A 25,811-nucleotide genomic window follows, 5' to 3' on the forward strand; every position below is an offset into this window, starting at 1 on the left:
GTAAGACGGTGGGCTGGCAGAGTGGCTGAATGCAGCGGTCTTGAAAACCGCCGACGGTTAATAGCCGTCCCGGGGTTCGAATCCCTGGCCCACCGCCATTTTTCTTCCTGACACCGGTCTCTATACTCCCCAATCGATACCTTCGACAGACTACGTAACTTCCTGCGTATTAAACTTCTTTGCGAATCCAGTACACTGGTGTGAAATCGAATGCCCGTTGTGAGCAGGTGCTTTAATGGATCAGGATCAGAGCCAGATTCCGGAAACCGAGCAGGATCGAAAGAACCGGCGCTTTGCCGTCTCTGCCAATCGTGGGAGCGCTAGCCACCGGGTGCGTTACGTGGAAACCGGCGGTGCTGCAGTGGATACCGAGGAATGCACCTTTTGCCAGGCTGTTCCCGACCTGGGCCATGCCGGAGGCATCAGAGCCACTCAAGTTCCTGGCCGGTCTGACACCAGCGAGTGTTCTGGTAATGAAGCTCAAAAAGGCGACGCTGATTCTGCACAGTAGCCAGGTCACACAATTCAAACCGGACGCTGGCACCAGGCAGTTGTTGGGCCAGAAGGCCGCAATCCACGGCGGGAACGACGCCGGGCTTCGGGTAGCCACCAATGGTCTGGCAATCGTTCAGCAAGACGATAGGTTGACCATCACCGGGAAACTGGACGGCTCCAAGGGCGATGCCTTCGGAAATAATTCCGGGGGGCGGGGAGCTCAGGGGCGTTCCCTGGAGTCGAAAGCCCATGCGGTCGGATTGGTCGCCAACCGTATAGCGGCTGGTTGTTAGCCGGATGATATCCGCTCGCTGAAACTGAGGGTATTGATAGCCCGGAATCAGCCGGATAACCGTTTCTGCATCAAGGTCGGGACGCTGGTGATCGGGTACTTTCCGCTCTGGCACTTGGCGCTTTGGCTGCAACGGCATCAATCGGTCTCCCGCCTGCACCGGGCCCTGGCCCTCGAGCTTTTCTCGAACAACCACCGAATGGCTCCCGAATTGTTCCGGCGAATCCAGCCCACCCGCCATGGCCAGGTAGACAAGCCGATGGTGCTTTGAATGGTAAATCGCCAGCTCGTCGCCGTCATTCAGGTTCAAGGTCTGCCATTGTTCAATGGGTTGTCCGTTTATCGTTACGCAGGTTGCTGCACCGGTGATGGCAATCTGAAGCGAGCCGCGGGCAATCCCATGGAAGCCTCCCATCACGATCTCCAGACAGGCGGCATTGCGAGGGTTATCCAGCAGTTTGTTGGCCCAGGTATAGCTGATCAGATCCAGTGCGCCGCCTGCCGCGAGGCCATGGTGGCGATAACCCCGACGACCGCTGTCTTGAATGGTGCTTTGTACGCCGGGGCGGACGACTTCAAGAAAGCTCATGGGGTCAGCTCCCCGCCCGCGGCCAGAAACGCCTCCCGGCTTATGGCTTTGAATCTCACCCGGTCGCCGACCCTGAGCAGTGACAGGCTGGTTTGGTCGAACAAGGGTGTCGGGCACCGGCCAATCAATTGCCAGCCGCCAGGGGATGCCTGCGGGTAGACCGCGGTCTGCCGGTTGGCTATGCCAACACTGCCAGCGGGCACCCGTTTGCGGGGGCTGGTCTTTCGGGGCGCGGCGATGGTGGGGTCCACTTGCCCCATAAAGGCAAATCCGGGAGCAAACCCAAGGGCATGGACCCGGTACTCAACGGCGCTGTGTTTGCGGATGATGTCCTCGCACTCCAGGCCGCACTCTGAGGCCAGCCATTGCAGGTCAGGCCCGGTCTCGGTGCTGTAGTAAACCGGCAGCTCAACCAGTCGGCCCTTCTCATCCGGCGCGCGCTTACAGGTGTTTTCGAGGGTAACCAGTGGCCTCAGCTCAGACACAGCCTGCCGAAAGTCGATCTTCAATGGATCGTAGACCACCATCAGCGTGGTGTATGAGGGAACTATATCGACTAACCAGGGGAGACAGGCACTGCGAATGTTGTCGGCAAGTCCGGCGATGCGGGCAGGCAGGCTCTCGTCGATGGCCTCGGCCAGGGTAATCAGGATGGTATCTTCCGAAACCGCTTCAATCATTGCCCGGGTTTGCCAAGAGCCTTGCGGATGGCCTTGATCGCCTCAAGCGCGGCTTCGTTGTCGCCATGAACGCACAGGCTGTCTGCAGGAAGTTCAAGCCAGTTACCGGTGGCACTGAATACGCCACCTTTTTCGGCAAAGTACCGGGCCTGGCGCACAATGATTTCAGGGTCTTCGTGCACCGCCCCAGCCTGGCGTCTGGACACCAGTTGGCCTTCGTCGTCGTAGGCTCGGTCGGCAAAGGCTTCCAGCAGCAGGGGAACGCCGACATCGGCGGCCATTTGCTGATGCTCCCGGTATTTCCGGGTGACCGGAATCATCAGGGGCAGATCCTGCCGGAAGGTTCGGGTGGCAACCATGACCGCGTGCAACAGGGTTGGGTCCCGCATCATGTCGTTGTTCAAGGCGCCGTGGGGCTTCACGTAACTCAGGCTTAAACCTTCTTTACGACACATGCCCTCCAGGGCGCCCAACTGATAAAGCAGAAGGGCTTCGATTTCTTCCGGGGTGTGGTGGATAGACCGCCGGCCAAATCCGCTGAGATCGTGGTACGAAGGGTGAGCGCCAATCTCCACGTGGTAACGCGATGCCAGCGCCAGCGTGTTGCGGATGACCATGGGATCTGCGGCGTGGAACCCGCAGGCCACATTAGCCATGTCGATCAGGGGCATGACCAGATCGTCCTGGCCCATCTGCCAGGCGCCGTAACTCTCGCCGAGATCGCAATTCAGTTTCATAGCGTACCGGTCGTCTCAGATATCCGTCCGGCCGGGAAACGTCGCCTGTTTCCGGGCTTCTGCGCATTTCTGCCTGGCAGCCAGATTGTCCGGGCTGTTGTCAGGCACGGCCCACCCTTTCAGGTTGTCTTCCACCAGTTGCACCAATGCGTCGATATGGCCGGGTGTGGCGTTCAGGCAAGGGATGTAGCCAAAGGCTTCACCCCCGGACTCCATGAAGTATTCCCGGTTTTCTTCGTTGATTTCCTCGATGGTTTCGAGGCAGTCCGAAGAGAACCCCGGGCAGAAGACATCTACAGATTTTACACCTTTTTCCGGTAGGGATTTAAGGGTTTCGTCGGTGTAGGGTTGCAGCCATTCTTCCCGCCCAAAGCGCGATTGGAAGGTCGTCAGGTAGTCGTCCTGGCCAAGGCCAAGCCGTTCGGCCAGCAAGCGTGAGGTTTTATGGCATTCACAGTGATAAGGATCGCCCTTGAGCAGGTATTTCAGGGGGACGCCATGGTACGACAGGATGAGTTTTTCGTGCCGGCCATGATTGGCCCAGTGCGCCTCAATATGGCGTGCCATGGCCTCAATGTAGGGCGGGTAGTCGTGATAGTGAGACACAAACCGGAAATCCGGCAGCCAGCGGCGGCGGGTAAAGTCGGCGGCGATGGCATCAAAGGTAGACGCAGTGGTGGATGCCGAATACTGGGGGTACAGCGGCAGGACAAGCAGCTTGCGAACACCTTGTTGCTGCATGTCTTCCAATACCCGGGAAATTGACGGGTTGCCGTAGCGCATGGCAAAACCCACCACCACGTTGCTGCCATACTTTTTCTTCAGCGCTTCCCGAATGCCTTCCGCCTGTTTGGCGGTGTGTATCAGCAGGGGAGAGCCCTCCGGTTGCCAGACACTGGCATAGGCCTGGGCGCTTTTTCTTGGCCGGATTCTCAGGATGATGCCATGGAGGATCAACCACCAGATGGGGCGGGGTACTTCTACCACCCTTGGGTCCCACAGGAACTCGGCAAGATACTTTCTCAGCGCTGGTGTGGTGGGGGCGTCTGGTGTGCCAAGGTTGGTCACAAGTACCCCCAGGCGTTCGGGCTCGTTATGGCTGAACTGATCCGTCCCTTTATATGGCATTGATGCTATCCGATGGTGGTGGGTTAATGCTTGCCAGCCTGCTGTGCCAGTCGCGGTATAAGGCCCGTGATGTCATATCCCGCGCGATGAGCTTTGGACAGAATCTCCTCCGGCTGGGTTTCCCGTGCGGCACTCAGGGCCCACAGCACGGTACAGCGGGTTCCAGACCGACAGAAGGCCAGTACGGGTTTATCGGCATTCCGGATCATCGGCGCAAACTGGTCAACGTCCTGATCGGTGATATTGCCAGACTCCACCGGGAGGAATACCCACTCCAGGCCATGTTCCCGCGCTGCCGCTTCTATGTCCGCCATGGCGGGTTGGCCGGGCTCTTCACGGTCCGGGCGATTTGCAACCAGGGTCCGGAAGCCGAGCCTGGCAATTTCGGCAACATCCTGAACCGAAATCTGGGGGGCTACCGATAGGGTTTCATCAATCTTTCTGATATCCACTTGGGGCTCCAATGGTTGATGGCCGGGGATTTAAAGACGGGCCCCTTGGGGCCCGGCACAATGTTGTGATCGGGTCGTGTTATTCAGGGGTTAGGCATTATGACCGGATGATGCCCGTATACGCTCAGCAATTTCAAACAGAATCATACCTGTGACCATCGATGCAACAAAGACCACAGCTTTGATTTCGCCCGCACCAAAGGCAACCAAAGCCGGCCCCGGGCAGAATCCCGCAATACCCCAGCCGACCCCAAACATCATACTACCGACGATCAGCCGTTTATCGATCTGGGTGTTGGTGGGGAGCTTTATGTTGAAGCCCAGGAATGACAATGTGCGTCTGCGGGCGATGGTGAAGGCTACCAGCCCAACAATAACCGCACCGCCCATGACAAAGGCCAGGGATGGGTCCCAGGCACCGGCGATATCCAGAAATCCGAGGACTTTTTCCGGGTTGGCCATACCGGAAACAATCAAACCAAGGCCAAAAATCAGGCCGGCAAACAGGGAAGCAATATGATATTTCACGGCTTCAGGCTCCAATCAGGTGACGGATAACATAAACGGTCACGAACCCCATGCCCATAAAGCTGAGGGTGGCCACCAGGGAACGAACAGACAGCCGGGACAAACCGCAAACCCCATGACCGCTGGTACAGCCGGACCCATAGCGTGTTCCAATGCCCACCAGCAGGCCGGCGACAATCAGGGCAGGGTAACCGGCGTTGATTTCGATAGGTGGTAACTGGCCTGCCAGTGTCCAAATCGCTGGTGCCCCAATCAGCCCGGCAAGAAAGGCAATTCGCCACAGAATGTCGCTTCTGGTGGGGGTAAGCAAACCGCCGAGTATGCCGCTGATGCCGGCAATGCGGCCGTTCAGAAGCAGGAAGCTGGCGGCGGCCAGCCCAATCAGAATACCGCCAGTTAGTGCAGTGCCAGGGGTAAACTGGCTCCAGGCAATCTCAATCATTTACGTGCTCCAGGTTTCGCTTTGAGGAATAAGCTTATAAGTATGGGCGATAATACCAAAAAAAAAGGTTCATCGCGGGTTAGCGTGAAAAAGTAGGAGACGGCGGTCAAACCGGTTAGTTTTGAGTTCGCCAAAACAACAAACCTGACCGACTCACCGCCGTCCCTATGAATGCTAATCCTCTTGCCCTGTTCTGGGAAGGATTCACGATAGAATCGTATGCCCAGATTGACGCTCAATCTCTGCTCATCCGACTGCAACCTGCCGACGATTACTTGCCATGCTGCAGTGGTTGTAATCAGCACACGCTTGCCATCCATGACATCAGCACCCGACGAGTCCGAGAACGCGACCTGTTCCAATACCGCGTCTGGCTGGACGTGCCAGTTCGCCGAGTTCGTTGTACGACCTGTGGCCCCAAGCTTGAACAGATTCGCTGGTTACCAGGGCGACAGCGTCTGACGGCAGGCATGGTCAGTTGGATTGAATCCCTGGTACGACTGATGCCGATCCAACATGTGGCAACGCTGCTAGGGTTGCATTGGCATACGGTCAAGGCCATCGACCATCGGCGCCTCAAACGAGAAGTGACTGAGCCAGATAAACGCCGGATTCGTCGACTGATCATGGATGAGTTCGCCTTGTTCAAGGGACACCGCTACGCCACCGTGGCGATTGATGCGGATACTCAACAAGTCCTCTGGGTTGGAGAAGGCCGCAGTCGAGCAGCGGTACGCCCCTTCTTTGAATGGCTGGGGCCGGAAACCTGTGGCCAGATCGAAGCCGTGGCGATGGATATGAATACCGCCATGGACCTGGAAGTTCAGCACCACTGCCCACAAGCACGGGTGGTCTATGACCTGTTCCACGTTGTAGCAAAGTTCGGACGGGAAGTGATTGACCGTGTCCGGGTCGATCAGGCCAATCAGCTTCGACACGACAAGCCGGCTCGCAAAGTAGTGAAACGAAGTCGCTGGCTGTTGCTCAGAAACCGAGGCAACCTCAAGGACGAGCAGGCTCTGAAGCTCGAAGAACTGCTGCAAGCCAACCAGCCCCTGATGACTGTCTACGTCCTGAAAGACCAGCTCAAAGAGCTCTGGTACGCTCCCTCAGAGGCCGATGCCAGACAACGCTGGCAAGACTGGCTAAATCTGGCTATGAGTAGTGGGCTGGCCCCCGTGCAGCAGTTTGCCAGGCGCCTCAAGGGCTACGTCGACGGCATTATCGCCAGCGCGGTCTACCGGTTGAACACCAGTGTGTTGGAGGGAATGAACAACAAGATCAAGGTGATCAAGCGGGTGGCCTACGGCTACCGGGATAACGACTACTTCTTTCTGAAGATAAAAGCAGCATTTCCCGGTAAAGCGCGATGAACCAAAAAAAAGCCCGGCAAGGAATGCCGGGCAGAGGCGTGCGAGTAGTATCCATGAAAGACTTCCAGACAAACCGACATCAACTGGGATGCCGGTAACGGGAAGTATTGACCATAATGTGAGCAGTTCAAGTGAGAGCGGCTTTCGTTTGAAAACATTTTTTCATATGCCTTGGGTGTTTATACTGCGCCCCTTCGTTATGCGGGTTTCAGGGAGGTGTGTATGACCACTGAAATCCCCGTTTGGCTGTAATACAATGGGGCCAGACCGTTCCCGCTTTGTTGCCAAGAGGTATTCATGTCAGACCACGACGATAAAAACCCGGAAAATGATCCGCAGCTGGCGGACAAAATCAAGGATTCCGCCCGCCAGATCTGGCTTGCGGGTCTGGGTGCATACACCAAGGCCGAGGAAGACGCGGGTAAGTTTTTTGAGCGCCTGGTGCAGGAGGGTGAGCAACTGGAAACCAGGACCCGGGGCGTGGTGGAAAAGCAGATCAAGACCGTAGAGGGTCGCGTTGGTGAGGTTAAGGAAAAGGCGACCGGAACCTGGGACAAGCTTGAGCACATGTTCGACCAGCGCGTATCCGGTGCTTTGCGTCGCCTTGGTATTCACCGGCGCGAGGAAATTGAAGCGATGGAACGCAGGATTGAAGCGCTGGAAAGCGAATTGGCCAGATTGCGGGGTGATTCACCAGCCTCGGATGAAGAAGAATAACCCTCAAAGGTAGCTGCGGCTGGTCAGCTGAATCTCCTGTTGCTCCTGTTCCGCCAGGTACGGAAGGATCAGGTGCAGCATTTGATACACTCCCTTGCCCGGATCTACTGATTCCCGGTCATCCAGGTGGGACAGCGTGTCAAAGCTGCTCCAATAGCAGGCCGTCAGGGTGAGCTGTTCGCACAGTGAGAGCAGCTCGTCTTCACTGATGGTCATGACCCCTTGGCTTTGAAAGCTCTCACACAAAACCCGAAACGCATTTTTTTTCTTCGCCAGAATCCGTTTAAACCGCACTTGCAGCTGGCTGTAGCGAGACAGCACGTTCACCAGATCCTGATACAGAAAACGATATCGGGCGACAGCCTCAAACAGCAAATGCAGGAAAAAGCTGAACTGGTCCAGTGAAATATCGGCGTCGTCCGGCACCGCGAGTAAGTCCACCATTTCTGCTTCAAAGCTCTGGAACAGCTCGTCGACAATGTCGCTTTTACTTTTGAAGTGGTAATAGAGGTTGCCCGGGCTGATGTCCAGCTCATCGGAGATCAGCAGGGTGGTGACATTCGGCTCGCCCAGGCTGTTGAACAGCGCCAGGCTGGTGCCGAGAATCCTGTCCCTGGTTTTGATTTTTTTCATAATCGCTGAATCGATTCCTCAGAGGTCAAACCGCGCCCATACCGGGCAGTGGTCTGAGGGCCGTTCCATACCTCGGATATCATAGGATACGCCGGCCTCTGTGGCTTTGGGCAGCAGGCTGTCGCTGGCCATTATCAGGTCAATTCGCAGGCCCCGTTTAGGGTCCCGTTCAAAACCTTTGCTTCGGTAGTCAAACCAGCTGAAGGTATTGGCTTCGTCCGGGTGCAGGTGGCGGAAGACGTCGGTATAACCCCGGCTTTCAACCTGGGCAAGCCATTCCCGTTCCTCTGGCAGAAAACTGCATTTCCCGGTGCGCAGCCAGCGCTTGGCGTTATCCGCGCCAATGCCGATGTCTTTGTCTGTGGGCGAGATGTTCATGTCGCCCATGACAATCACATGGCCAGGTTGGCTCTTCAAGTCGTCCAGGTAGGCCATCAGATCCCGGTAAAACTTCTGTTTTGCGGGAAATTTCACCGGATGATCCCGGCTCTCACCCTGGGGGAAGTAGCCGTTGATCACGGTCAGCGGCTCTCCGTTCACGGTAAAGCGACCGGTTATAAGACGGCGCTGGGCATCGTCGTCATCGGTGCTGTATCCCTTCTGGACCGACTCGGGCTCGGCCCGGGAGAGCAGGGCGACGCCATAATGGGTTTTCTGGCCGTGAAAGTGCACGTGGTAGCCGAGTTTGCGGATGTCATCTACCGGGAATTCCTGGTCAGTGACCTTGGTTTCCTGAAGCCCGATGATATCCGGGTTCAGTTGCTCGATCACAGCTTCAAGCTGGTGCAGACGGGTGCGGATACTGTTGACGTTAAACGACACAAACATCATGGGGGTGGAGTCTCCGGTACGTTTTGCCCGAGAGTTTACCACACCGTGGCCGGTTATCTGTTTGGCGGCCGGGCCGGGTTCAGGGCGTCAGTTCACAATCCGGGTATTGTTCCACCTCGTAGCGGATGTGCGCGGTGAAATTGGCATCTGCGTTTTCACGGATGTTGGTAAGGCCAAGGTACTCGGTCAGTGCGCCCTCTTTGTTGTACCCCAGCACGATAGGGTCAACCAGAAACCGGAGAACCAGGCTGGTGGGGCGAATACGAAGGACAACATCAGAGTTCAATTGGTTATTGCGGGTGGGTTCCAGTACAAACCCATAATGCTCGCCCCGTGTCGGGCCCAGGAAGCGAAACTCCACCGACTCTCCCCGGGTAACCTGGCCCCAGTTGGCGCGGACCAGATGATCAAAACCGGCATCCACCACTAACCGATTATCAAAATCTACCTCGTACCTCTCAACGTCGCCGGCGGGAGTCTGCCATTCAATATCCAGGCGGTTCGCCTCCGGGTAGGTGATTATCAGGCTCTCGTTGAAGTCCGGTTGCTGAAAATCCACGCTCGGGCGGAGCGAGGAGTCTTCATAGTTCATCTGTTTGGTTGCGAAGGGGTCCTCGCCAGGTTCCTTTCGGTAGTTCACTGAGTGAGTTTGGGGTTCGAAGATGCCTTCCGCACAATGGCCCTCAACCCGATGGACTTCCTGGTAAAGCAACGTGCCACCGTTACTCTTGGCTGTGCCGGTGAACACGAACTGGTTGGCGTTTACGGGCAGTGCCAGAATGGTCAGGGCGCTGAAGGTAATGGCTGAACGAATCATGGCTGCAACTCCGAGTACAGGGTCTTCCGAACGAAAAGCAGCAACGGGAATAACAGGAACCACCCCACGGCCATGGCGGCCAGAGAGATCGTGAGGTCGGGCAGGGTGACGATACCCAGTTTGCTGGCGGACCAATAGGCGAACGGCCCTCCGATCGGCGCAAACACATAAGGTAGCCATTTGCGTTGCGCTATCCAGCCCAGTGAGTGGCACAGGGTGGTCATGAATATGGCCCAGATAGCGACCAGCCAGGGGGGCGCAACCAGCACTTCATCGGAACCATTGATGCCCAGTACACCGGTTCGGAACCAGAGTGTATCCATCAGGCTGCCAAGCACCACTCCGAAGCCGATGAACTGGAGCTCGGTAAAGCGCTTCTGGCTCACCAACGCAAAGTGGATGGCCAGAAATATCAACACCAGCCCGGCGGCAGCCAGGCCGGGAAACAGAACGCACACCAGCCAGCCTGTCTGGAACAGGGCGAAGTTCAGGATATTGCGGGCGGTGTCTGAGGCGATCATAAACTGAGTATGTTGGCGCGTTTGTTGGCGGGCTTGGCCAGCACCAGGTGGGCCACGCCAATGGCCCGTTCGCTGAAGCCCGCCTCACAGTAGGCAAAGTAGAAGTGCCATAGACGCTGGAAGGCCTCGTCGTAGCCACGTTCAAGCAGGGTGTTCCGGTTTGCCATGAACCGGTCACACCAGTCGCGCAGGGTGCGGGCGTAATGGAAGCCGAAGTCTTCGGAGTGGGTCAGCACCAGGTTGGATCCGCGGCGCATGGACGTGATAATGGCTCCGAATGAGGGTATGAAGCTGCCCGGGAAAATGTACCGTTGAATGAAGTCGACGTTCTTCAGGGCCCGGTCGTAACGCTGCTCCGGCATATTAATAGCCTGCACCAGGGCAAGGCCGTCCGGCTTGAGCAACGTGCTGATCTGGGCCAGGTAGCTGTCCAGGAACTGCGGTCCAACGGCCTCAATCATTTCGATCGACACCAGCTTGTCGAATTGCCCGGTCAGGTCACGGTAGTCATCAAACAGCAGGGTGATACGGTCTTCCAGGCCTTCGGCTTTCACCCGCTCTTTGGCCAGCTCAAGCTGCTCCCGGGAGATGGTGGTCGTGGTTACGTGGCAGCCATAATGCTTGGCGGCGTGAATGGCAAACCCGCCCCAGCCGGTGCCTATTTCGATCACACGGTCCTCTGGCTGCAGGTCCAGCTTCTTGCAGATGGTATCCAGCTTGTAGACCGCGGCTTCTTCGAGTGTTGAGTCCGCGCTCGGGTAAATGGCCGATGAATACATCATGGTTGGGTCAAGAAAGAGCTGGAACAAATCGTTACCCAGATCGTAGTGGGCACTGATGTTCTTACGCGAACCGGCAGGGGTGTTGCGGTTCAGCCAATGCAGCGCTTTCAGGGTCGGCTTGCTTACCCAGCTGAACTTGTCTTCAAAGGCATTCATGGTGTCCAGGTTTCGGCTGAAAAAACGCAGGAGGGCGGTCAGGTCCGGAGAGCTCCAGTCCCCTGCAACGAAGGACTCGGCGGCCCCAACGCTGCCACCAGTCACCAGATCACGCCAGGTGGTGTGATCATGGATGACCAGTTCCGCTGCCGGATACTGCGGGTCCCCGTCACCGTAGACGAGATCCTCAGCACCGTATTCCTTGACCACCAATTTGCCGTGGGCCAGTTGTGACAGCTGCTGGCAGACAAGCTGTTTTGCAATCCGGCTTACCAGCGGAGTTTGGCTGGTGCGCTGGCTGTCTACGGATGTGTTCAGGTTCTCCATGAGCTTACCCTTCCCGCTATATCTGAATCTGAGTGCCTGGGTGCCGGTGTTAAAGTGATCTCTGCGCCTTTATCTTCCACGCCCTTTCGATATTGGCTGTCCGTTTTGTCCAGCTTGTCCGGGTGGGTGTAGAAAGACGCGCCCTTGAGCTTCAGCTTCAGGGCATTCCAGTAAATGCCGGCCGTGCCTTTGAGGGTTTCCAGGGGAAAACGCCTCAGGCTTCTGTGCAGTGTTTTACGTTCAAACGGGCTGCGTTGGACTACCAGGGTGGCATCAAAATGTTTTTCCTGTCCCTGTTGCACGTTCATGTGAATACGTAGCTCGGGGCCTTTGAAACTGAACAGCCACTGGTACTGCTGAGCCATGCCGTTGAACGGGGACACGTGAAAGCGTTTGCTGAAGGCAAAGCGTTCGGTATGCCACGCCCCGGTCAGGGTAGGTCCGGGCTGATGGCACTCAAGGCAGTAAACATGGCGTTGCTTCCAGGGTGTGTTGGTAATCTGCGCCAGAATCACTCGGGGAACGTCGCCGTTTTGAGGGCTTTCACCGTGGTTGTAGCAAAGATAAAAGCTGACTGGATTGAAGACGTACCCCAGGTAGCGCGGATGAGTGATCAGCTCTATTGGGCCGTCCGGTGCCCAGCCAGTGGCGCTTTTCACCTGGTTGAACACTGCCTGGCGCAGACTGGGCACTTCCGGGTTCAGGTAATCCCGTCGGTACAGAGACATCCAGTTAAACCGTTCCAGGGAAAAGAACGGGCTCGAAGAGGTGATGGTCTCCCAGTCATCCAGGTCTAACGCCAGCATACCGATCTTGTACTTAAACTCGTGCAAAACCGGAATCTTACGCCTATGTCTTATAGTGCCTTCTAGCCACTGGCTGGCCATGATCAGAGCTCCACCCCGAACGCGCGGGTAACGCGCAATGCGCTGCGTACACCGTCTTCATGGAAGCCGTTGAACCAGTAGGCGCCACAGTAGTGGGTCCGGTTACGGTTGCCGATCTCGTCATAGCGCTCCTGGGCGGCCACGGCTTCGAGGGTGAACACCGGATGGTCGTATTCAAATCGCTTGATGACCTTGGCGGGGTCGATTTCATGGCTGCGGTTGAGCGTAACGCAGAAGGTTTCAGGCGCATCATCGAAGTTCTGCAAGGTATTCATGTTGTAGGTCACCGACACCGGCTGGGTGCTGTGTTCGGGAATCATGTAGTTCCAGGCTGCCCAGGCCAGCCGGGTGGATGGCAAAACGCTGGCATCGGTGTGCAACACTACATCATTCTTCTGGTAGCCGATGGCACCAAGGATGTCCCGTTCCTGATCGGTCGGATCATTCAGCATCGCCAGCGCCTGGTTGCTATGGCAGGCCAGCACAACCTGATCGAACCGGTGCTGTTGGCCGTTCACGACAATGGTGACGCCTTCTTCGTCCCGAGTAATCGCCGTTACCGGACTGTTCAGGTGAGTGCGGTCGCCCAGCCGCGCCATCATCTTGTCCACGTAGGTGGCGGAACCACCGGAAATCACCCGCCAGGTTGGGCGGTCGTCCACCGAAAGCATGCCGTGATTGTTAAAAAACTGCAGGAAAAACCGGATCGGGAACTGCTCCAATACGATTTCCGGGGCAGACCAGATAGCAGCACCCATCGGAACGATGTAGTTGTTACGGAAATAACGGCTGTAGCGGTTGCGGTTCAGGTATTCGCCCAGGGTTTCACCTTCTGGAATCTGGCCGGCAGCGAGATCGGCGCGAGTTTCCTTGTTGAACCGGAGGATTTCCCGGATCATCTTCAGAAAGTTCAGGTTAAGAAGGTTCTTGCGCTGGGCAAACAGCGTATTGAGGCTGGTCCCGTTGTACTGCAGGCCAGACACATGGCAGTCCACGCTGAAACTCATGTTACTGACTTCCGACTTTACGTCCAGGCGGTCCATCAGTTTGATAAAATTCGGGTAGGTCCAGTCATTGAACACGATAAAACCGGTGTTCACCGGCCAAACGCGCCCGCCAGCCTCAACTTGCTCGGTGTTGGTGTGGCCACCCGCATAATCGCCAGCCTCGAACAGTTGAACGTCGTGTTTTTCGCTGAGCAGCCAGGCCGCCGTTAAGCCGGATACACCGGCACCAATCACAGCAATACGCTGACGATTCGGGTTCATGCAATCTTTTCCTGTTACCAAAGTGTTCAAGAGTGGTTGTTACGGGCCATGGATGCGGCCATGCGATCCACAAGGCCTTGAGGCAAGGCGCCCAGCGCCTTGAGCAGCCAGGTAAAACGCCGGGGAAAGGCGATTTCCGTTTTACCCTTTTCAAGCCCTTTAACGATGCGGTGGGCTGCATCTTCCGAGCTGATGATGAAGGGCATGGGGAAGTCGTTACGGTCCGTCAGAGGTGTTTTTACAAAGCCCGGTGAGACCACCACCACGTCGACGCCTTCCGCCGCCAAGTCGGCACGCAGCGCGTGAGCAAAGTAGGTCAGGGCAGCCTTTGAAGCGCCGTAACCCTCTGCCCGGCCAAAGGGAAACCACCAGGCCGACGAACTGACGATCACCAGTGTTGCCGGTTTACCTTTGGCCCGTGTGGCCCTGAGCGCAGGAAGCGCGATATCCAGGCTGCGGGCGGTGCCAACCACATTGGTTATCATGTTGGCTTCAATAACGCGGCTGTCGTACTCGGCGATTTCCAGGTATTCGCAGGTACCGGCATTGAGTATCGCCATATCCAGATCACCAAAGTGGCCCAGAGAATCCTTTGAAGCCTCAAGGTCACTCTTACTGGTGGTGTCGGCGGGGGCGGCCAGCATCTGTTCGGGATGCTGATTCACCAGGGCATCCAGTGCCTCCTTCCGGCGCCCGGTGACAATCAGCCTGTGCCCGTGGGTGGCAAGTTGTTTTGCCAGTGCCTCGCCAATACCGGACGATGCGCCGGTCAGCCAGATGTTGCTGGCGGTTTCCAGGCGTCTGCTCATCCTGCCTGCTCCTTGACCCAGCGGATCACGCCGCCCACTACCGGAAGATTTTCATAGAGTAACTGGCCGGCATCGAAGTAATCCCGGTGGTACCGTACCCGACCGTCCAGAATCCGGAGGTGGCTGATACCCTCAACCTCTACGGTTTTTCCCCCTTTGATGCGTTTGTGCTGCAACTCCATTACCCAGGGAATCGTGCACCAGGAGTCCTGGATCACTGGGCTGTTGAAGCGGAACTGGCAGCGGATAACGTTGCCGTAGGCGTCGGCAAAGTAATTCGTCAGTTCATCCAGGCCGTTCACCGTTCCAAATGGATCCTGAAACTCGATGTCTTCACCATAAACCTGCTGCAGTTTGTTCAGATTGCCCTTATCCAGCTGATTGAACAAGGCGCAGAACTGGTCGAGCACAGCTGGCAGGGCGGGGTTCGGTGAGCCGACCTCGATGGCAGAAGCAGTCGTCATTTGCGCTTCCTCCTCTGTTCGTCCAATTCACGGGTTTCTTTCTGGATGTGTGCCGGTATTGGATTCAAATCCCACACTATCCCGAGCTTGGACAACGCCCAGAGCCCGTACCAGGTAATATCTATTTCATACCACCGGAACCCCTGGCGCACGGATCGTGGCCACCGGTGATGATTGTTGTGCCATCCTTCGCCCAGCGTAATGAGCGCGAGCCAGAAATTGTTTCGGCTGTCGTCGTCGGTTTCGAACCGGCGTTTTCCCCACACGTGCGACAAGGAGTTGATGGATACCGTCGCGTGGAACAAGCACACCGTTGAGATGAAAAATCCCCAAACCAGCAGTTGCAAACCATTGGTGCCCAGCCCCGGTGCCCAAACCGCCAGGGCTTCACCAAGGAGGTAGATCAGCACGGCTGCCGCCACCGGGATCAATGAATCGAAACGGTTGATAAACTTGAGTTCCGGAAATTTCAACCAGTCTCGTACCCGGCGTTCATCCATGCTGAAACCGGCATCACAGGTAAACCAGCCAGCGTGAGACCACCAGAACCCGCCGTGGTGGGGGGAATGCAGGTCTTCCGCATTATCGGAGTGTTGGTGATGATGGCGGTGGTGAGCGGCCCACCACAATGGGCCCCGCTGGGCCGAACTGGCACCCAATACGGCGAACACGAACTGGGCGGCGCGACTGGTTTTGAATGTCTTGTGGGAAAAGTAACGATGATAGAAGCCAGTGATGGCAAACATCCGGATGATGAAAAAGGCTGCGGCGAACACGACGGCAAACGTGCTGACACCAGTGAAAAATGCGAGTAGGCAAGCAAGATGCAATGCGATAAAAGGCAGCACTCTCACCCAGTTAAAGGATCTGGAACTGGAGTCCAGGTGATCTGAACCGGCTTCGGAATCGAACCATCTCAGAATGTTTGTTAACCAGTAATTCAATCGGGCCATATACAACCATGCTTAAAGTGACATCAGACACCACATCAATACGCAGCGTAGCGGTTATCGGTTCAGGTCTGGCAGGCCTCACGGCTGCAATTTTACTTGGCCAACTGGGCCATAGTGTCACGGTGTTTGAGAAAAGTCGCGGGCCCGGTGGTCGTATGGCCTCCAAGAGAGTGGGTAGTGGCTCTGCCGATGTTGGTGCTCAATATTTTACCGCCCGCAACCGTGAGTTTCTTTCGTTCTTGCAGCGCTGGGCGGGAAGCGATGCGTTCCTCGAATGGCCGGCCAGATTTCGTTTTCAGGACGACACCCTGAACTGGCAGCCGTTTCCGGAAGAAAAGCGTTATGTTGGAGTACCGAGAATGACTGCCATCACCCGCGCATTGTCTGCTCACGTTGATGTCACTGCCCAGGTGAGAATTGAACGGTTGGAGCGTTCCGGTAACCAGTGGCAACTGGTGTGTACAGAAGGGCTGAACCACGGCGTTTTCGACCAGGTGATCATCACCGCGCCCCCGGCCCAGGCCCGGGAGCTGTTGTTGGCGAGCCAGCTTGACGGGCTGGCGGAAGAGCTGGAAAAGCCGGTTGATCAGATTCTCCCGTGTTGGGCAGTGGCGGTTCACTATCCGGAGCCACCGGAGGTGAACGCAGACGCCATGCGCCCGCACTCTGAGGTGCTCTATTGGGTTGCCAACAATTCCTCCAAGCCGGGACGGGATGATTCCGGCCAATGGTGGGTACTGCATGCCACCCCGGAATGGACCAAGGCCCATGTGGATTCAGAGCCGGGCCATGTCAGTAACGCATTGGTGGGCGAATTCGCGGCGTTAACCGGTACCAATGCCCGACCCGATGAGACGGTGGCCCACCGCTGGCTTTATGCCAGGTCGGCCTGGAGCAGTCAGCCAGGCTATCGGTACGATGCAAACAATGGGGTTGGGCTGGCGGGCGACTGGCTGGCTGGCGGCCGGGTGGAAGGCGCGTGGGAAAGCGCCACCCGTTTGGTTGCCGCGATTCAGTAGCGTACCGGCCTATTCCAGCAGGTCGGGAGGCGCCATTCTGGTGACTTCCGGCCGGCTGTAGAAATGAGTGATGGTGCCGTCACCAAACTTCGAGAAAAACGCGCTGACCTCGGTAATCTTGCGCAATGAGCGCTCCCGGGAGATCGGATTCTTCACCAATACTTTTATGCCGTTGAAGTTGTCCTGGATATTTGAGAAACGGGCGCGCATGGAGCAGGTCACCACGTTGCCCGGGTTCATGGCCAGCTCGCCGGCCAGCCAGTGGCTGTGGTCGGCAATCTGCTGTTTGTCGAGATTTTCCCGGGTATCCAGGTGGTGCAGCTTCACCCGGTTTACTATGCAGAATGAGTAACTTTTCGGATGCTTGCGGGCGACTTTCCGGAAGGCTTCCCAGAAAAAGTTATCGGTCAGCTCGGCAAAGTACCTCATATCGCTCAGGCAGGTGTCGATCCAGTCGAAGTTTTCCGCGTCTTCCAGTACTTCGTTGATGGCTTCCCGCAGCAGCCAGTCGAAACCCAGGGCTGTTTTGTGGGCGTAGACTTTCCGGTACATCTGATACCGGCTGTAAACGAAATCTTCCAGGGCACCCAGGCCTTTCTGGGTAATCGCCAGGCCCATCCAGGGTTCGGACACATCCCAGCCAAACCTCAGGTTGCTTAGCAGGTGGTCCAGGTTGAACCCGCCGATGGTAACGGAACTGTGGAAACCATCCCTCAGCATGTAATCTGCCCGGTCAGCATCGATCTCACCGGACACGATGGACGACAGCAACCCCATGACCAGGGCCGGCACGTCCTGTTGACCGATGGTGCCTGCGACCGCATCTTCTCCGGCAATGAATTCCCAGAAGGTGCGGGCGTGGCGGCAGAAGGTGTCGCTTGGGGTTACGTCGGTGGTCTCCATGATGCCAATCACATCAACGGCGTTCAGCCCAGCGTTCTCCAGATCTACCGATGAAAGCACGTCATGGGCAACCCGGACGGAATAATGTTCATGTTCCAGTTCTCCTGGCTCCTCCGGGTGATAACGGGTGAAATCGACCCCTCGCCACAGGTCCCGGAAACGCTGGGGTCGCGACATAAGTTCCCGGATGCGGCGGGCCTGGGTGAACTGGTGCGAAAAACTGGAGTGGCCGCTGTCGTGTAGCAGGCAGCCAAGGCGAATGGTTTTGGCCAGGTAATCGATGGCGTCCAGCTGGCTCAGGCTCAGATCTGTGCGTTCGCTGAGTTGCCTTTCCCGCAGGTAGGCATCAATCATCGAACGAAACATACGGGTGCCGACATGCATTACGCCAATGCTGTGCAGGAAACGGGAGTGGGTCGCGCCGGGGAACACCAGGCTCAGGATGTCGTTCTGGCAGATGTTTCTCAGGCGCTGGAACAAGGGATGGTCAATCACCTGGATTTCATGCCGATACAAGGGGATGCCGCCGTGCACGGGGTCCATGATGAGCTTGTCGTAAGCTCCGAGCAGGTCGTTGACGGCACGTCGCATGGTTACAAATCTCCCAATTTAATGACACGGCCCTTGTTATATCACAGGGGCATGCCAGAATAGGCGTTATGAAGCCAATTTCTCTTTTATCGCTGGTAGTTTAAGGCAATCAACATGACCTCGCGCACCGAGCGCATTCTGATTATTGACGCCAACGAACAGGCTAGATCGGATTTGTCCCGCTACCTTGAAGCGAGAGGCTTCTACGTGACTGGATTTCCCGATGTCAGCGCCGCCCGAAGCCTTTTCGAAGATAACATTCCCGATGTCATCTTTGCAGATTTGCCCCCCGAGGCCATCCGGGAGCTGTCCAAGCGGCTGGATGAAGCCGACAGCTTTACCCCCATCGTTGCCTGTACCTGCAGTGAATCCAGTGCAGAGATTGTCCAGGCCCTCAGGGCAGGTGCAGCGGATGTTGTTCTGAAACCCTGCAACGACGACAAGGGCGCCCTGGACGACGTTATCGGCAAACTGTTTGACCGGGTAAGGGTGAATCGCCTGAACCAGTTGTACCGGCAGGAGCTTGAAGAAGCCAACCGCGAACTGCGCACCGGTATTGCGGAACTGAGGGCTGACCAGAATGCCGGGCGCAAGGTCCAGCTCAAGATGTTACCTGACCACGAGCTGCGTCTGTCCGGTTTACAGGTGGACCACCTGATCAAGCCTTCGCTCTACCTGAGCGGCGATTTCCTGGACTACTTCCGCATTACCGAAGACAAGGTGCTGGTCTATATTGCCGATGTATCGGGACATGGCGCCAGCTCGGCGTTTGTCACGGTGCTGCTCAAGAACCTGACCAATCGCCTGCAGCGCAATATGCGCCGCCAATCCAGCGACGATATCCTGTACCCGGAACGGTTTCTGGAACGGATCAATTCGGAGCTTCTGGATACTGGTCTCGGTAAGCACGTAACCGTATTTGTTGGCATTATCTCGATTTCCACCCGTACATTAAGTTATGCGGTTGGCGCACACTTCCCGATGCCGATTTTGTCGTTCGAGGGCGGCGAAACCCGTTTTCTGGAAGGCAGTGGGCTCCCGGTAGGGTTGTTTGAGGCGCCAGAGTGGGAGGTTTACGAGGTCAAGCTGGACAAGCCGTTCCGGCTGTTGCTGTTTTCAGACGGGATTCTGGAAGTGATTCCTGCCAAATCCCTGGATGAAAAGGAGAAGACACTACTTGAACTCGTATCAGGAGGTAGTCACACTATCGCATCGCTGAGCGACGCTCTGGGGCTTGGTAAGATCTCGGAGCTGCCGGATGATATCGCGATAGTATCGGTAACTGATACCATAGATGGTTCAGACAACACGTCGTCGACTTAGTGGCAGTGTGAAAATGGCTGGTTATAAAATCCTGCAAGCTGAAAAGCAGGGAATCTATGTCCTGAAGTTTATTGGGGAAATCCGGCTGAACCTGTGTTCGACGCTGGATAATCTGGTTGAGTCCATCACCCGTGATCCCCAGTTCAAAACGGTTGTGGTTGATCTCACGGAAACGGAAATCATCGACAGCACTACCCTGGGCCTGCTGGCCAAGATAGCCCTGGCGGCGCAAAAACAAAGTCAATTCTTGCCAACTCTGATCTCTACCAACCCCGACATTACCCGCATTATCGCCTCTATGGGCTTCGACAAGATTTTCATCATTGTCCGGGAGCCTGCCTCCAGAATTGAAGAGCTCGAAGAAATCCCCGTGCTGAAGGCCAGTGAACAGCAGGTCAGAGATAAAGTGCTCGACGCCCACAAAGTGTTGATGGGTATGAACAGCAAAAACAGGGAAGAATTCAAGAACCTGGTGCGCGCACTGGAGTGCGAAGAACCGGGCTGAACGTTCGGTTACGCGTTCCCTGCGGTGCCCCCGAAGCAACAAAACGGAACAGATATGTCTGAAAACGCAACCTACCGCACCGCTGGCGCGGGCCCTCGTGACGTCGCCGTTCTGGGTGGCGGCAGTTTCGGCACTGCCATGGCCAAGGTACTTGGCGAGAATGGCCACACGGTCCACTTCTGGATGCGTGATGAAGAGCAGGCCGAAGATATTCGTCAGAACCGTATTAATAAACGCTATATGCCAGGTATCACCCTGGAGGGCGATATCCAGCCCACGACTGATCTCGCAGATGCCGTTCGCAAAGCGGAGGTGGTGCTGGTCGCCATTCCGTCCAAGGCATTTCGTGCCGTTATCCGGGAAAACAGCCAGGTATTCCGGGACGGCCAGATTGTTGTCAGCCTGACCAAGGGCATCGAAGAACACGGCTTCAAGCTGATGAGCGAGATTCTTCAGGAAGAAATTCCCCGTTGCCGCACCGGCGTACTCAGTGGCCCCAACCTGGCAGGCGAGATTGTTAACCGGGAGCTGACGGCCACCGTGATTGCCGCCAAAGATCCGGATGTGCGTCGGGCCATTCAGGAGCTGCTTGGTTGCGAGTACTTCCGGGTTTACGCAAACGTCGACGTGTACGGGGTGGAGCTGGCCGGAGCACTGAAGAATATTTACGCGATCGTAGCCGGCCTGGCCAACGCCCTGGAAATGGGTGAGAACGCAAAGGCGATGCTGATTACCCGTGGCCTGGCGGAAATGAGCCGTTTTGCGGTCAGCCTGGGCGCCAACCCGATGACCTTCATGGGATTGGCTGGCGTTGGTGATCTCATTGCCACTTGTACCTCCAACAAAAGCCGGAACTTCCGGGTGGGGTATGCGGTCGGTAAAGGCAAGAAGCTTGACGAAGCCGCACAGGAGCTGGGGCAGGTAGCTGAGGGTATCTATACCCTGAAGCTGGTCCGGGAGAAATCAGAGGCCATTGGTATTTATATGCCTCTGGTGAGGGGGCTCTATGAAATCCTGTACGAAGGCGCGTCCATCAACGCGGTAATCAACAGCCTGATGATGGCTGTCCAGAATTCCGACGTTGAGTTTATTCTGCCCCGAACCATCAGTCAGTAAGCCCGCGCCGGGCAGGGAGGATTACCTTGCATCTGATCATCATGCGCCATGGTGAGGCCGGCTGGCACACCCTGGACCAGGAACGGGAGCTGACGGAAGCCGGCCGGGCCGGAGTCGCCTCTGTGGCTGCACAGATCGCCAAATCTCCCTGGCGGCCGGAGCGAATCTGGGCCAGTCCGTTTACGCGCGCTCGCCAGACCGCGGCGATAGTGTCTGAAGTGCTCAATTGCCCGGTTGAAGAATGTCCGGTCATCACCCCGGATGACGACCCCGGAAAGTGCCTCGATCTGCTGCTGGAGAACAAGGCCTCGCCGCTGATGCTGGTGTCTCACATGCCGTTCGTTGGCTGTCTGTCCACCCTGTTGGTGGATGGCCACCGCAAAGGCATACCGTTCATGACTGCGCAGGCGGTGTTGCTCGACATGCCAGTGGTGGGACCCGGCTGCGCAGACTTGAAAGCTCAGTTTTTGCCCTGATCTTACCCATACCCAACTTCCCTGAATTGTTGCTGAGACGCCATGTACAGCTTTCCCATCGAATACGTTGAGCCGGTGTTCCGGCCACCGAGTGAAGCCAAATCGCTGATACTGCCGGTCACCAACGGGTGCTCCTGGAACCAGTGCACCTTCTGTGAAATGTACACCCAGCCCCAGAAAAAATTCCGCGCGCGCAAACCCGACGATATTCGCCGTGATATTGCCCGGGCCGCTGAGGCCTTCGAATCCGTACCAAGGGTGTTTCTCGCAGATGGCGACGCCATGGTTCTGCCAACCCGGCGCTTACTGGAAATTCTGGCCGACCTGAAGCAGGCTTTCCCTGGTCTGCGCAGGGTGTCGAGTTACTGTTTGCCCCGCAACCTGGCCAAAAAATCCGTGGAAGAACTTGTCGAGTTGCGGGAAGCCGGTTTGGGCATTCTGTACGTCGGTATGGAATCGGGTGATGACGAAGTGCTTCGCCGGATCAACAAGGGCGAAACCTGGGAGTCTACCCGGTCGGCTCTGGAGAAAATAAAGCAGGCGGGGCTGACCAGCTCTGTGATGGTGCTCAACGGTCTGGGGGGCGAGGTGCTCTCCCGGCAGCATGCCATCAACACGGCCACTCTTTGCAACGAGACTCAGCCCGATTACCTGTCCACGCTGGTGGTGAGCTTTCCCCAGGGAGAGGAGCGCTTTCGCGCCGGTTTCGGCGACGAGTTCGTTCCCCTGAGCCAACAGGGACTGTTCGAAGAGATTCGGGTGTTTCTCGAGCACCTGGAACTGGAGAGCACCATATTCCGTAGTGATCACGCATCCAATTACCTGGTCCTCAAGGGCACTCTTGGGCGCGATAAGCAGCGACTTCTCGGCGAGGTTGACCTTGCTATTCGTGACCCTGGCGCCGCGCCGCTGCGTGCCGAATGGATGCGCGGCCTGTAACCTGGGAGTTTCCGCCAATGAACATGAAGCCTGATGATATCGAGCGATCGGTACAGCAACACAGTAGTGCAAAGAGCCTTCCGCCACTGCACCAGTGGCATCCGGAGTTGTCCGGCGACATGGACCTGGTGATCACCCGCGACGGCCAGTGGCTTTACCAGGGGGCGCCAATCGAGCGGGAAGCCACGGTTAAATTGTTCTCAACCATTTTGCGCCGGGAAGACGACGGGCACCATTACCTGGTCACACCTGTCGAGAAATGGCGCATCCAGGTAGAAGATGCCCCCTTGTTGGCACACTCCCTGGCGCGCAAAGGAGAGGGCGCCGGGCAAGTGCTCTCACTAACCACCAACATGGGTGAAGTTCTTGAAATAGGGCCAGAGCATCCACTGGCGGTTAGCCAGTACCCGAACAGCGATGAGCCCCGCCCAGTGGTTTACGTCCGCCACGGTATTGAGGCCCGATTGGTGACGGCGGCATTCTACGAGCTGGCTGATCTGGTGGAAGAACAGCACGACAATGGGGAAACCCAGTACGGTGTGCTTAGTCACGGAAAATTCTGGAAAATCGGGCAGGGCGGTTGAAAAGCGCAAGTTCGCCTCTATAAATAGGGTAGAAAACGCAGTCTGTCACTTGTTAAACTGTGTTTTCATACTTGTTACCGAGCCTGGCTCTCTAACGAGGCCCGGTGGTCGTTAGTCCCTCTGTGCAGTATGGCTGTTCACGAACACTTTCGATTGCCTACAATCTAAATACACAGTCATTGCGACACGCAAGGAGATCACATGGCCCAACCTCGTGTTGTCACCATCCATTACACGCTCACTAACGACCAGGGAGAGCAACTCGATTCCTCCCGTGTAGAAGGCCGTGAGCCGCTGTCTTACCTGGAAGGTGCACAAAACATTATCGGTGGACTGGAAAGTGCGCTGAACGAAAAGAACGCAGGCGATCAGGTGAAAGTATCCGTTGCTCCCGCCGAAGGCTATGGCGAAGTCAACGAAGAGCTGATTCAGCCGGTTCCGCGCTCTGCCTTTGAAGGCGTAGACACCATCGAGCCGGGCATGCAGTTCCAGGCTCAGACTCCGGGCGGTCCCCAGATCGTTCGTGTTGTGGAAGTCAGCGACGAAACCGTCACAATTGATGCCAACCACCCGCTGGCGGGCCAGACTCTGCACTTCGACGTAGAAGTGGTAGAAGCTCGCGAAGCAACTGACGAAGAGCAGGAGCACGGCCACGTGCACTGATCTCTTCCGAAAGGTTGATCAAAAAAACGGCTCCTGCGGGGGCCGTTTTTTTATGTTTTTCGTGGGTTTCGTGGCAAAAAAATACCGGAGGCAAGCTCCGGTATTTTCTGGCTAGAACACCCGTCACATGTTCGGGTAGTTCGGACCACCGCCGCCTTCCGGCGTTACCCAGGTGATGTTCTGGGCAGGATCCTTGATGTCACAGGTCTTGCAGTGAACACAGTTCTGGGCATTGATCTGGAACTTCTTGCCGCTGCCGTCGTCTTTCTCGACCACTTCGTATACGCCAGCCGGGCAGTAACGCTGCGCTGGCTCGTCGTACTTCGGCAGGTTCTCTTTCAGCGGAATGTCCGGATCGGTCAGCTTCAGGTGAACCGGCTGATCTTCCTCATGGTTGGTGTTGGAGATGAACACCGAGGACAGGCGGTCAAACGTCAGCTTGTTATCCGGCTTCGGATAGTCGATCTTCTTGCACTCAGACGCCGGCTTCAGGGTGGCGTAGTCCGGAGTCGTGTCGTGGAAGGTGATCGGCAGGCTGCCGCGCAGAATGTTCTGCTCGAAGAAGGCAATGGCACCGCCCACAATGTTGCCGAACTTGTGCATGGCCGGGCCAAAGTTACGCTCGGCGTAAAGCTCCTTGTACAGCCAGCTGTCTTCGAAACGCTTCTGGAAGCTGGTGATTTCCTCACCGGACTTGCCTTCCTTGAGAGCTTCGAATACAGCTTCCGCGCCCAGCAGGCCAGATTTCATGGCGGTGTGGGAGCCTTTGATCTTGGAACTGTTCAGGGTGCCGGCATCACAACCCAGCAACAGACCGCCCGGGAAGCTCATCTTCGGCAGGGCGTTGTAGCCACCCTTGGCGATAGCACGGGCGCCGTAGGCAACGCGCTTGCCGCCTTCCAGGTATTTCTTGATCTCCGGATGGTACTTGAGACGCTGGAACTCCTCGAACGGGCTCAGGTGCGGGTTGCTGTAGGAAAGATCGGTGATCAGACCAACATAAACCTGGCCGTTTTCCAGGTGATACAGGAAAGAGCCGCCGGTAGAGCCGGATTCATTCAGCGGCCAGCCGGTGGTGTGAACAACCAGGCCTGGCTCGTGTTTGGCCGGGTCGATGTCCCACAGCTCTTTGATACCAATGCCGTAGTGCTGCGGATCCTTGCCTTCGTCCAGCTTGTAATCCTTGATCAGCTGCTTGCCCAGGTGACCGCGACAACCTTCGGTAAACAGGGTGTACTTGGCGCGCAGTTCCATACCCGGCATATAGCCGTCTTTCTTGGAACCGTCACGGGCAACGCCCATATCACCGGTGATAATGCCTTTTACCTGACCATCTTCAACGATGGTTTCAGCTGCGGCAAAGCCCGGGTAAACCTCGACACCCAGCTGCTCGGCCTGCTCAGCCAGCCAGCGGCACAGGTTGCCCAGGCTGATGATGTAGTTGCCGTGGTTGTGCATGTTCTTGGGCACAAAGGCATTGGGTACTTTGGTGGCCTTTTCCTGATTCTTCAGCAGGAAAATGTCATCCCGGGTAACCGGGGTATTCAGGGGGGCGCCTTTCTCTTTCCAGTCCGGGAAGAGTTCGTTCAGGGCCGTGGGCTCGAATACGGTGCCGGCGAGGATGTGCGCGCCGATCTCAGAACCTTTTTCAACCACACAAACGGTCAGTTCTTCGCCGGCTTCCTGCGCCAGTTGCATCACGCGGCAGGCTGCCGACAGGCCCGCAGGGCCGCCGCCGACGATCAGAACATCAAATTCCATCGATTCGCGTTCCACGTTGGTCTCCTCAAACAGCTTTTTTTAGTGGGTGT

30 protein-coding genes and 1 tRNA gene are annotated in these 25,811 nt (G+C 56.7%); 11 read left to right on the forward strand and 20 right to left on the reverse strand.

The window, feature by feature from the left end:
• Positions 1-7: 7 nt before the first annotated feature.
• Positions 8-98: transfer RNA gene (locus RVM24_RS05270), tRNA-Ser, on the forward strand.
• Positions 99-232: 134 nt separating this feature from the next.
• Here RVM24_RS05270 and RVM24_RS05275 read toward each other — a convergent pair.
• From RVM24_RS05275 to RVM24_RS05310, 8 genes are all read right to left on the reverse strand, one after another.
• Positions 233-436, reverse strand: coding sequence for a hypothetical protein (locus tag RVM24_RS05275; protein WP_178338768.1), 204 nt, complete (start codon positions 434-436; stop codon positions 233-235).
• A complete protein-coding gene (locus RVM24_RS05280; RefSeq protein ID WP_431475055.1) occupies positions 423-1,376 on the reverse strand; it encodes a biotin-dependent carboxyltransferase family protein in 954 nt (317 codons plus the stop codon). The genes RVM24_RS05275 and RVM24_RS05280 overlap by 14 nt, the downstream gene beginning before the upstream one ends.
• A complete protein-coding gene (gene pxpB / locus RVM24_RS05285; protein WP_286921559.1) occupies positions 1,373-2,056 on the reverse strand; it encodes a 5-oxoprolinase subunit PxpB in 684 nt (227 codons plus the stop codon). Before pxpB ends, RVM24_RS05280 begins: the two co-directional genes overlap by 4 nt.
• Positions 2,053-2,793, reverse strand: a complete 741-nt coding sequence (locus RVM24_RS05290) for a 5-oxoprolinase subunit PxpA (protein WP_152438121.1) — start codon at positions 2,791-2,793, stop codon at positions 2,053-2,055. The genes pxpB and RVM24_RS05290 overlap by 4 nt, the downstream gene beginning before the upstream one ends.
• A gap of 15 nt (positions 2,794-2,808) precedes the next feature.
• Positions 2,809-3,921: a ferrochelatase gene (gene hemH / locus RVM24_RS05295; RefSeq protein ID WP_106695728.1), complete on the reverse strand. Its 1,113-nt coding sequence runs from the start codon at positions 3,919-3,921 to the stop codon at positions 2,809-2,811.
• 23 nt (positions 3,922-3,944) lie between these two features.
• Positions 3,945-4,373: a TIGR01244 family sulfur transferase gene (locus tag RVM24_RS05300; protein WP_106695729.1), complete on the reverse strand. Its 429-nt coding sequence runs from the start codon at positions 4,371-4,373 to the stop codon at positions 3,945-3,947.
• Positions 4,374-4,463: 90 nt separating this feature from the next.
• Positions 4,464-4,901, reverse strand: a complete 438-nt coding sequence (locus RVM24_RS05305) for a YeeE/YedE family protein (protein ID WP_286255529.1) — start codon at positions 4,899-4,901, stop codon at positions 4,464-4,466.
• A gap of 4 nt (positions 4,902-4,905) precedes the next feature.
• On the reverse strand, positions 4,906-5,343 hold the full coding sequence (locus RVM24_RS05310; RefSeq protein ID WP_072677338.1) for a YeeE/YedE family protein: 438 nt from the start codon (positions 5,341-5,343) through the stop codon (positions 4,906-4,908).
• Between the two features lie 167 nt (positions 5,344-5,510).
• Between RVM24_RS05310 and RVM24_RS05315 the strand changes: the two genes are divergently transcribed.
• Complete coding sequence (locus tag RVM24_RS05315; protein ID WP_011785425.1) at positions 5,511-6,716, forward strand: ISL3 family transposase; 1,206 nt, start codon at positions 5,511-5,513, stop codon at positions 6,714-6,716.
• Positions 6,717-7,013: 297 nt separating this feature from the next.
• Positions 7,014-7,433, forward strand: a complete 420-nt coding sequence (locus RVM24_RS05320; RefSeq protein ID WP_061332867.1) for a phasin family protein — start codon at positions 7,014-7,016, stop codon at positions 7,431-7,433.
• A gap of 3 nt (positions 7,434-7,436) precedes the next feature.
• On the opposite strand, the gene RVM24_RS05325 is transcribed toward RVM24_RS05320, so the two are convergent.
• The 10 genes from RVM24_RS05325 to RVM24_RS05370 all read right to left on the reverse strand — a co-directional run bounded on the left by RVM24_RS05325 (position 7,437) and on the right by RVM24_RS05370 (position 15,881).
• On the reverse strand, positions 7,437-8,066 hold the full coding sequence (locus tag RVM24_RS05325; protein WP_061332869.1) for a TetR/AcrR family transcriptional regulator: 630 nt from the start codon (positions 8,064-8,066) through the stop codon (positions 7,437-7,439).
• A gap of 18 nt (positions 8,067-8,084) precedes the next feature.
• Complete coding sequence (xthA, locus tag RVM24_RS05330; protein ID WP_286921556.1) at positions 8,085-8,897, reverse strand: exodeoxyribonuclease III; 813 nt, start codon at positions 8,895-8,897, stop codon at positions 8,085-8,087.
• 79 nt (positions 8,898-8,976) lie between these two features.
• Positions 8,977-9,714, reverse strand: coding sequence for a hypothetical protein (locus tag RVM24_RS05335; protein WP_286921555.1), 738 nt, complete (start codon positions 9,712-9,714; stop codon positions 8,977-8,979).
• Positions 9,711-10,235, reverse strand: a complete 525-nt coding sequence (locus tag RVM24_RS05340) for a DUF2878 domain-containing protein (protein ID WP_061332873.1) — start codon at positions 10,233-10,235, stop codon at positions 9,711-9,713. The genes RVM24_RS05335 and RVM24_RS05340 overlap by 4 nt, the downstream gene beginning before the upstream one ends.
• On the reverse strand, positions 10,232-11,500 hold the full coding sequence (locus RVM24_RS05345; RefSeq protein WP_061332874.1) for an SAM-dependent methyltransferase: 1,269 nt from the start codon (positions 11,498-11,500) through the stop codon (positions 10,232-10,234). The genes RVM24_RS05340 and RVM24_RS05345 overlap by 4 nt, the downstream gene beginning before the upstream one ends.
• A complete protein-coding gene (locus RVM24_RS05350; RefSeq protein ID WP_431475056.1) occupies positions 11,488-12,387 on the reverse strand; it encodes a DUF1365 domain-containing protein in 900 nt (299 codons plus the stop codon). The genes RVM24_RS05345 and RVM24_RS05350 overlap by 13 nt, the downstream gene beginning before the upstream one ends.
• 2 nt (positions 12,388-12,389) lie before the next feature.
• Positions 12,390-13,655 carry an NAD(P)/FAD-dependent oxidoreductase gene (locus tag RVM24_RS05355; protein ID WP_286921551.1) on the reverse strand — a complete coding sequence of 422 codons (1,266 nt, stop codon included), beginning with the start codon at positions 13,653-13,655 and terminating at the stop codon, positions 12,390-12,392.
• A 26-nt stretch (positions 13,656-13,681) separates the two neighbouring features.
• Positions 13,682-14,464 carry an SDR family NAD(P)-dependent oxidoreductase gene (locus RVM24_RS05360; protein ID WP_286921550.1) on the reverse strand — a complete coding sequence of 261 codons (783 nt, stop codon included), beginning with the start codon at positions 14,462-14,464 and terminating at the stop codon, positions 13,682-13,684.
• Positions 14,461-14,928, reverse strand: a complete 468-nt coding sequence (locus RVM24_RS05365; protein ID WP_286921549.1) for a nuclear transport factor 2 family protein — start codon at positions 14,926-14,928, stop codon at positions 14,461-14,463. The genes RVM24_RS05360 and RVM24_RS05365 overlap by 4 nt, the downstream gene beginning before the upstream one ends.
• Positions 14,925-15,881: an acyl-CoA desaturase gene (locus RVM24_RS05370; RefSeq protein WP_431475057.1), complete on the reverse strand. Its 957-nt coding sequence runs from the start codon at positions 15,879-15,881 to the stop codon at positions 14,925-14,927. The genes RVM24_RS05365 and RVM24_RS05370 overlap by 4 nt, the downstream gene beginning before the upstream one ends.
• A gap of 8 nt (positions 15,882-15,889) precedes the next feature.
• Here RVM24_RS05370 and RVM24_RS05375 point away from each other — a divergent pair, with 8 nt between their 5' ends.
• Complete coding sequence (locus RVM24_RS05375; RefSeq protein WP_431475058.1) at positions 15,890-16,900, forward strand: NAD(P)/FAD-dependent oxidoreductase; 1,011 nt, start codon at positions 15,890-15,892, stop codon at positions 16,898-16,900.
• A gap of 9 nt (positions 16,901-16,909) precedes the next feature.
• Here the strand turns inward: RVM24_RS05375 and RVM24_RS05380 are convergent, their stop codons facing one another.
• On the reverse strand, positions 16,910-18,394 hold the full coding sequence (locus RVM24_RS05380; RefSeq protein WP_431475059.1) for an HD domain-containing protein: 1,485 nt from the start codon (positions 18,392-18,394) through the stop codon (positions 16,910-16,912).
• A gap of 114 nt (positions 18,395-18,508) precedes the next feature.
• Here RVM24_RS05380 and RVM24_RS05385 point away from each other — a divergent pair, with 114 nt between their 5' ends.
• From RVM24_RS05385 to RVM24_RS05415, 7 genes are all read left to right on the forward strand, one after another.
• On the forward strand, positions 18,509-19,717 hold the full coding sequence (locus RVM24_RS05385) for a PP2C family protein-serine/threonine phosphatase (RefSeq protein WP_061332882.1): 1,209 nt from the start codon (positions 18,509-18,511) through the stop codon (positions 19,715-19,717).
• A gap of 13 nt (positions 19,718-19,730) precedes the next feature.
• Positions 19,731-20,222, forward strand: a complete 492-nt coding sequence (locus RVM24_RS05390; RefSeq protein ID WP_058089783.1) for an STAS domain-containing protein — start codon at positions 19,731-19,733, stop codon at positions 20,220-20,222.
• Between the two features lie 54 nt (positions 20,223-20,276).
• Positions 20,277-21,338 (forward strand): NAD(P)H-dependent glycerol-3-phosphate dehydrogenase, encoded by a 1,062-nt coding sequence (locus tag RVM24_RS05395; RefSeq protein ID WP_106695739.1) that lies wholly within the window; start codon positions 20,277-20,279, stop codon positions 21,336-21,338.
• A 26-nt stretch (positions 21,339-21,364) separates the two neighbouring features.
• Positions 21,365-21,814: a SixA phosphatase family protein gene (locus RVM24_RS05400; RefSeq protein WP_431475060.1), complete on the forward strand. Its 450-nt coding sequence runs from the start codon at positions 21,365-21,367 to the stop codon at positions 21,812-21,814.
• A 42-nt stretch (positions 21,815-21,856) separates the two neighbouring features.
• The gene (locus RVM24_RS05405) at positions 21,857-22,753 is read left to right on the forward strand and encodes a radical SAM protein (protein ID WP_431475061.1); all 897 of its coding nucleotides are present in this window, start codon (positions 21,857-21,859) and stop codon (positions 22,751-22,753) included.
• Positions 22,754-22,770: 17 nt separating this feature from the next.
• Positions 22,771-23,337: a DUF1285 domain-containing protein gene (locus RVM24_RS05410; protein ID WP_431475062.1), complete on the forward strand. Its 567-nt coding sequence runs from the start codon at positions 22,771-22,773 to the stop codon at positions 23,335-23,337.
• Between the two features lie 201 nt (positions 23,338-23,538).
• Positions 23,539-24,000: an FKBP-type peptidyl-prolyl cis-trans isomerase gene (locus RVM24_RS05415; RefSeq protein ID WP_058089788.1), complete on the forward strand. Its 462-nt coding sequence runs from the start codon at positions 23,539-23,541 to the stop codon at positions 23,998-24,000.
• A gap of 123 nt (positions 24,001-24,123) precedes the next feature.
• Here RVM24_RS05415 and RVM24_RS05420 read toward each other — a convergent pair whose 3' ends face one another.
• Entirely contained in the window at positions 24,124-25,776 is a 1,653-nt protein-coding gene (locus RVM24_RS05420; protein ID WP_431475063.1) for an electron transfer flavoprotein-ubiquinone oxidoreductase, read from the reverse strand.
• Positions 25,777-25,811: the final 35 nt, after the last annotated feature.

This window comes from Marinobacter sp. KM021, from assembly GCF_050707965.1.
Taxonomy (GTDB): domain Bacteria; phylum Pseudomonadota; class Gammaproteobacteria; order Pseudomonadales; family Oleiphilaceae; genus Marinobacter; species Marinobacter shengliensis.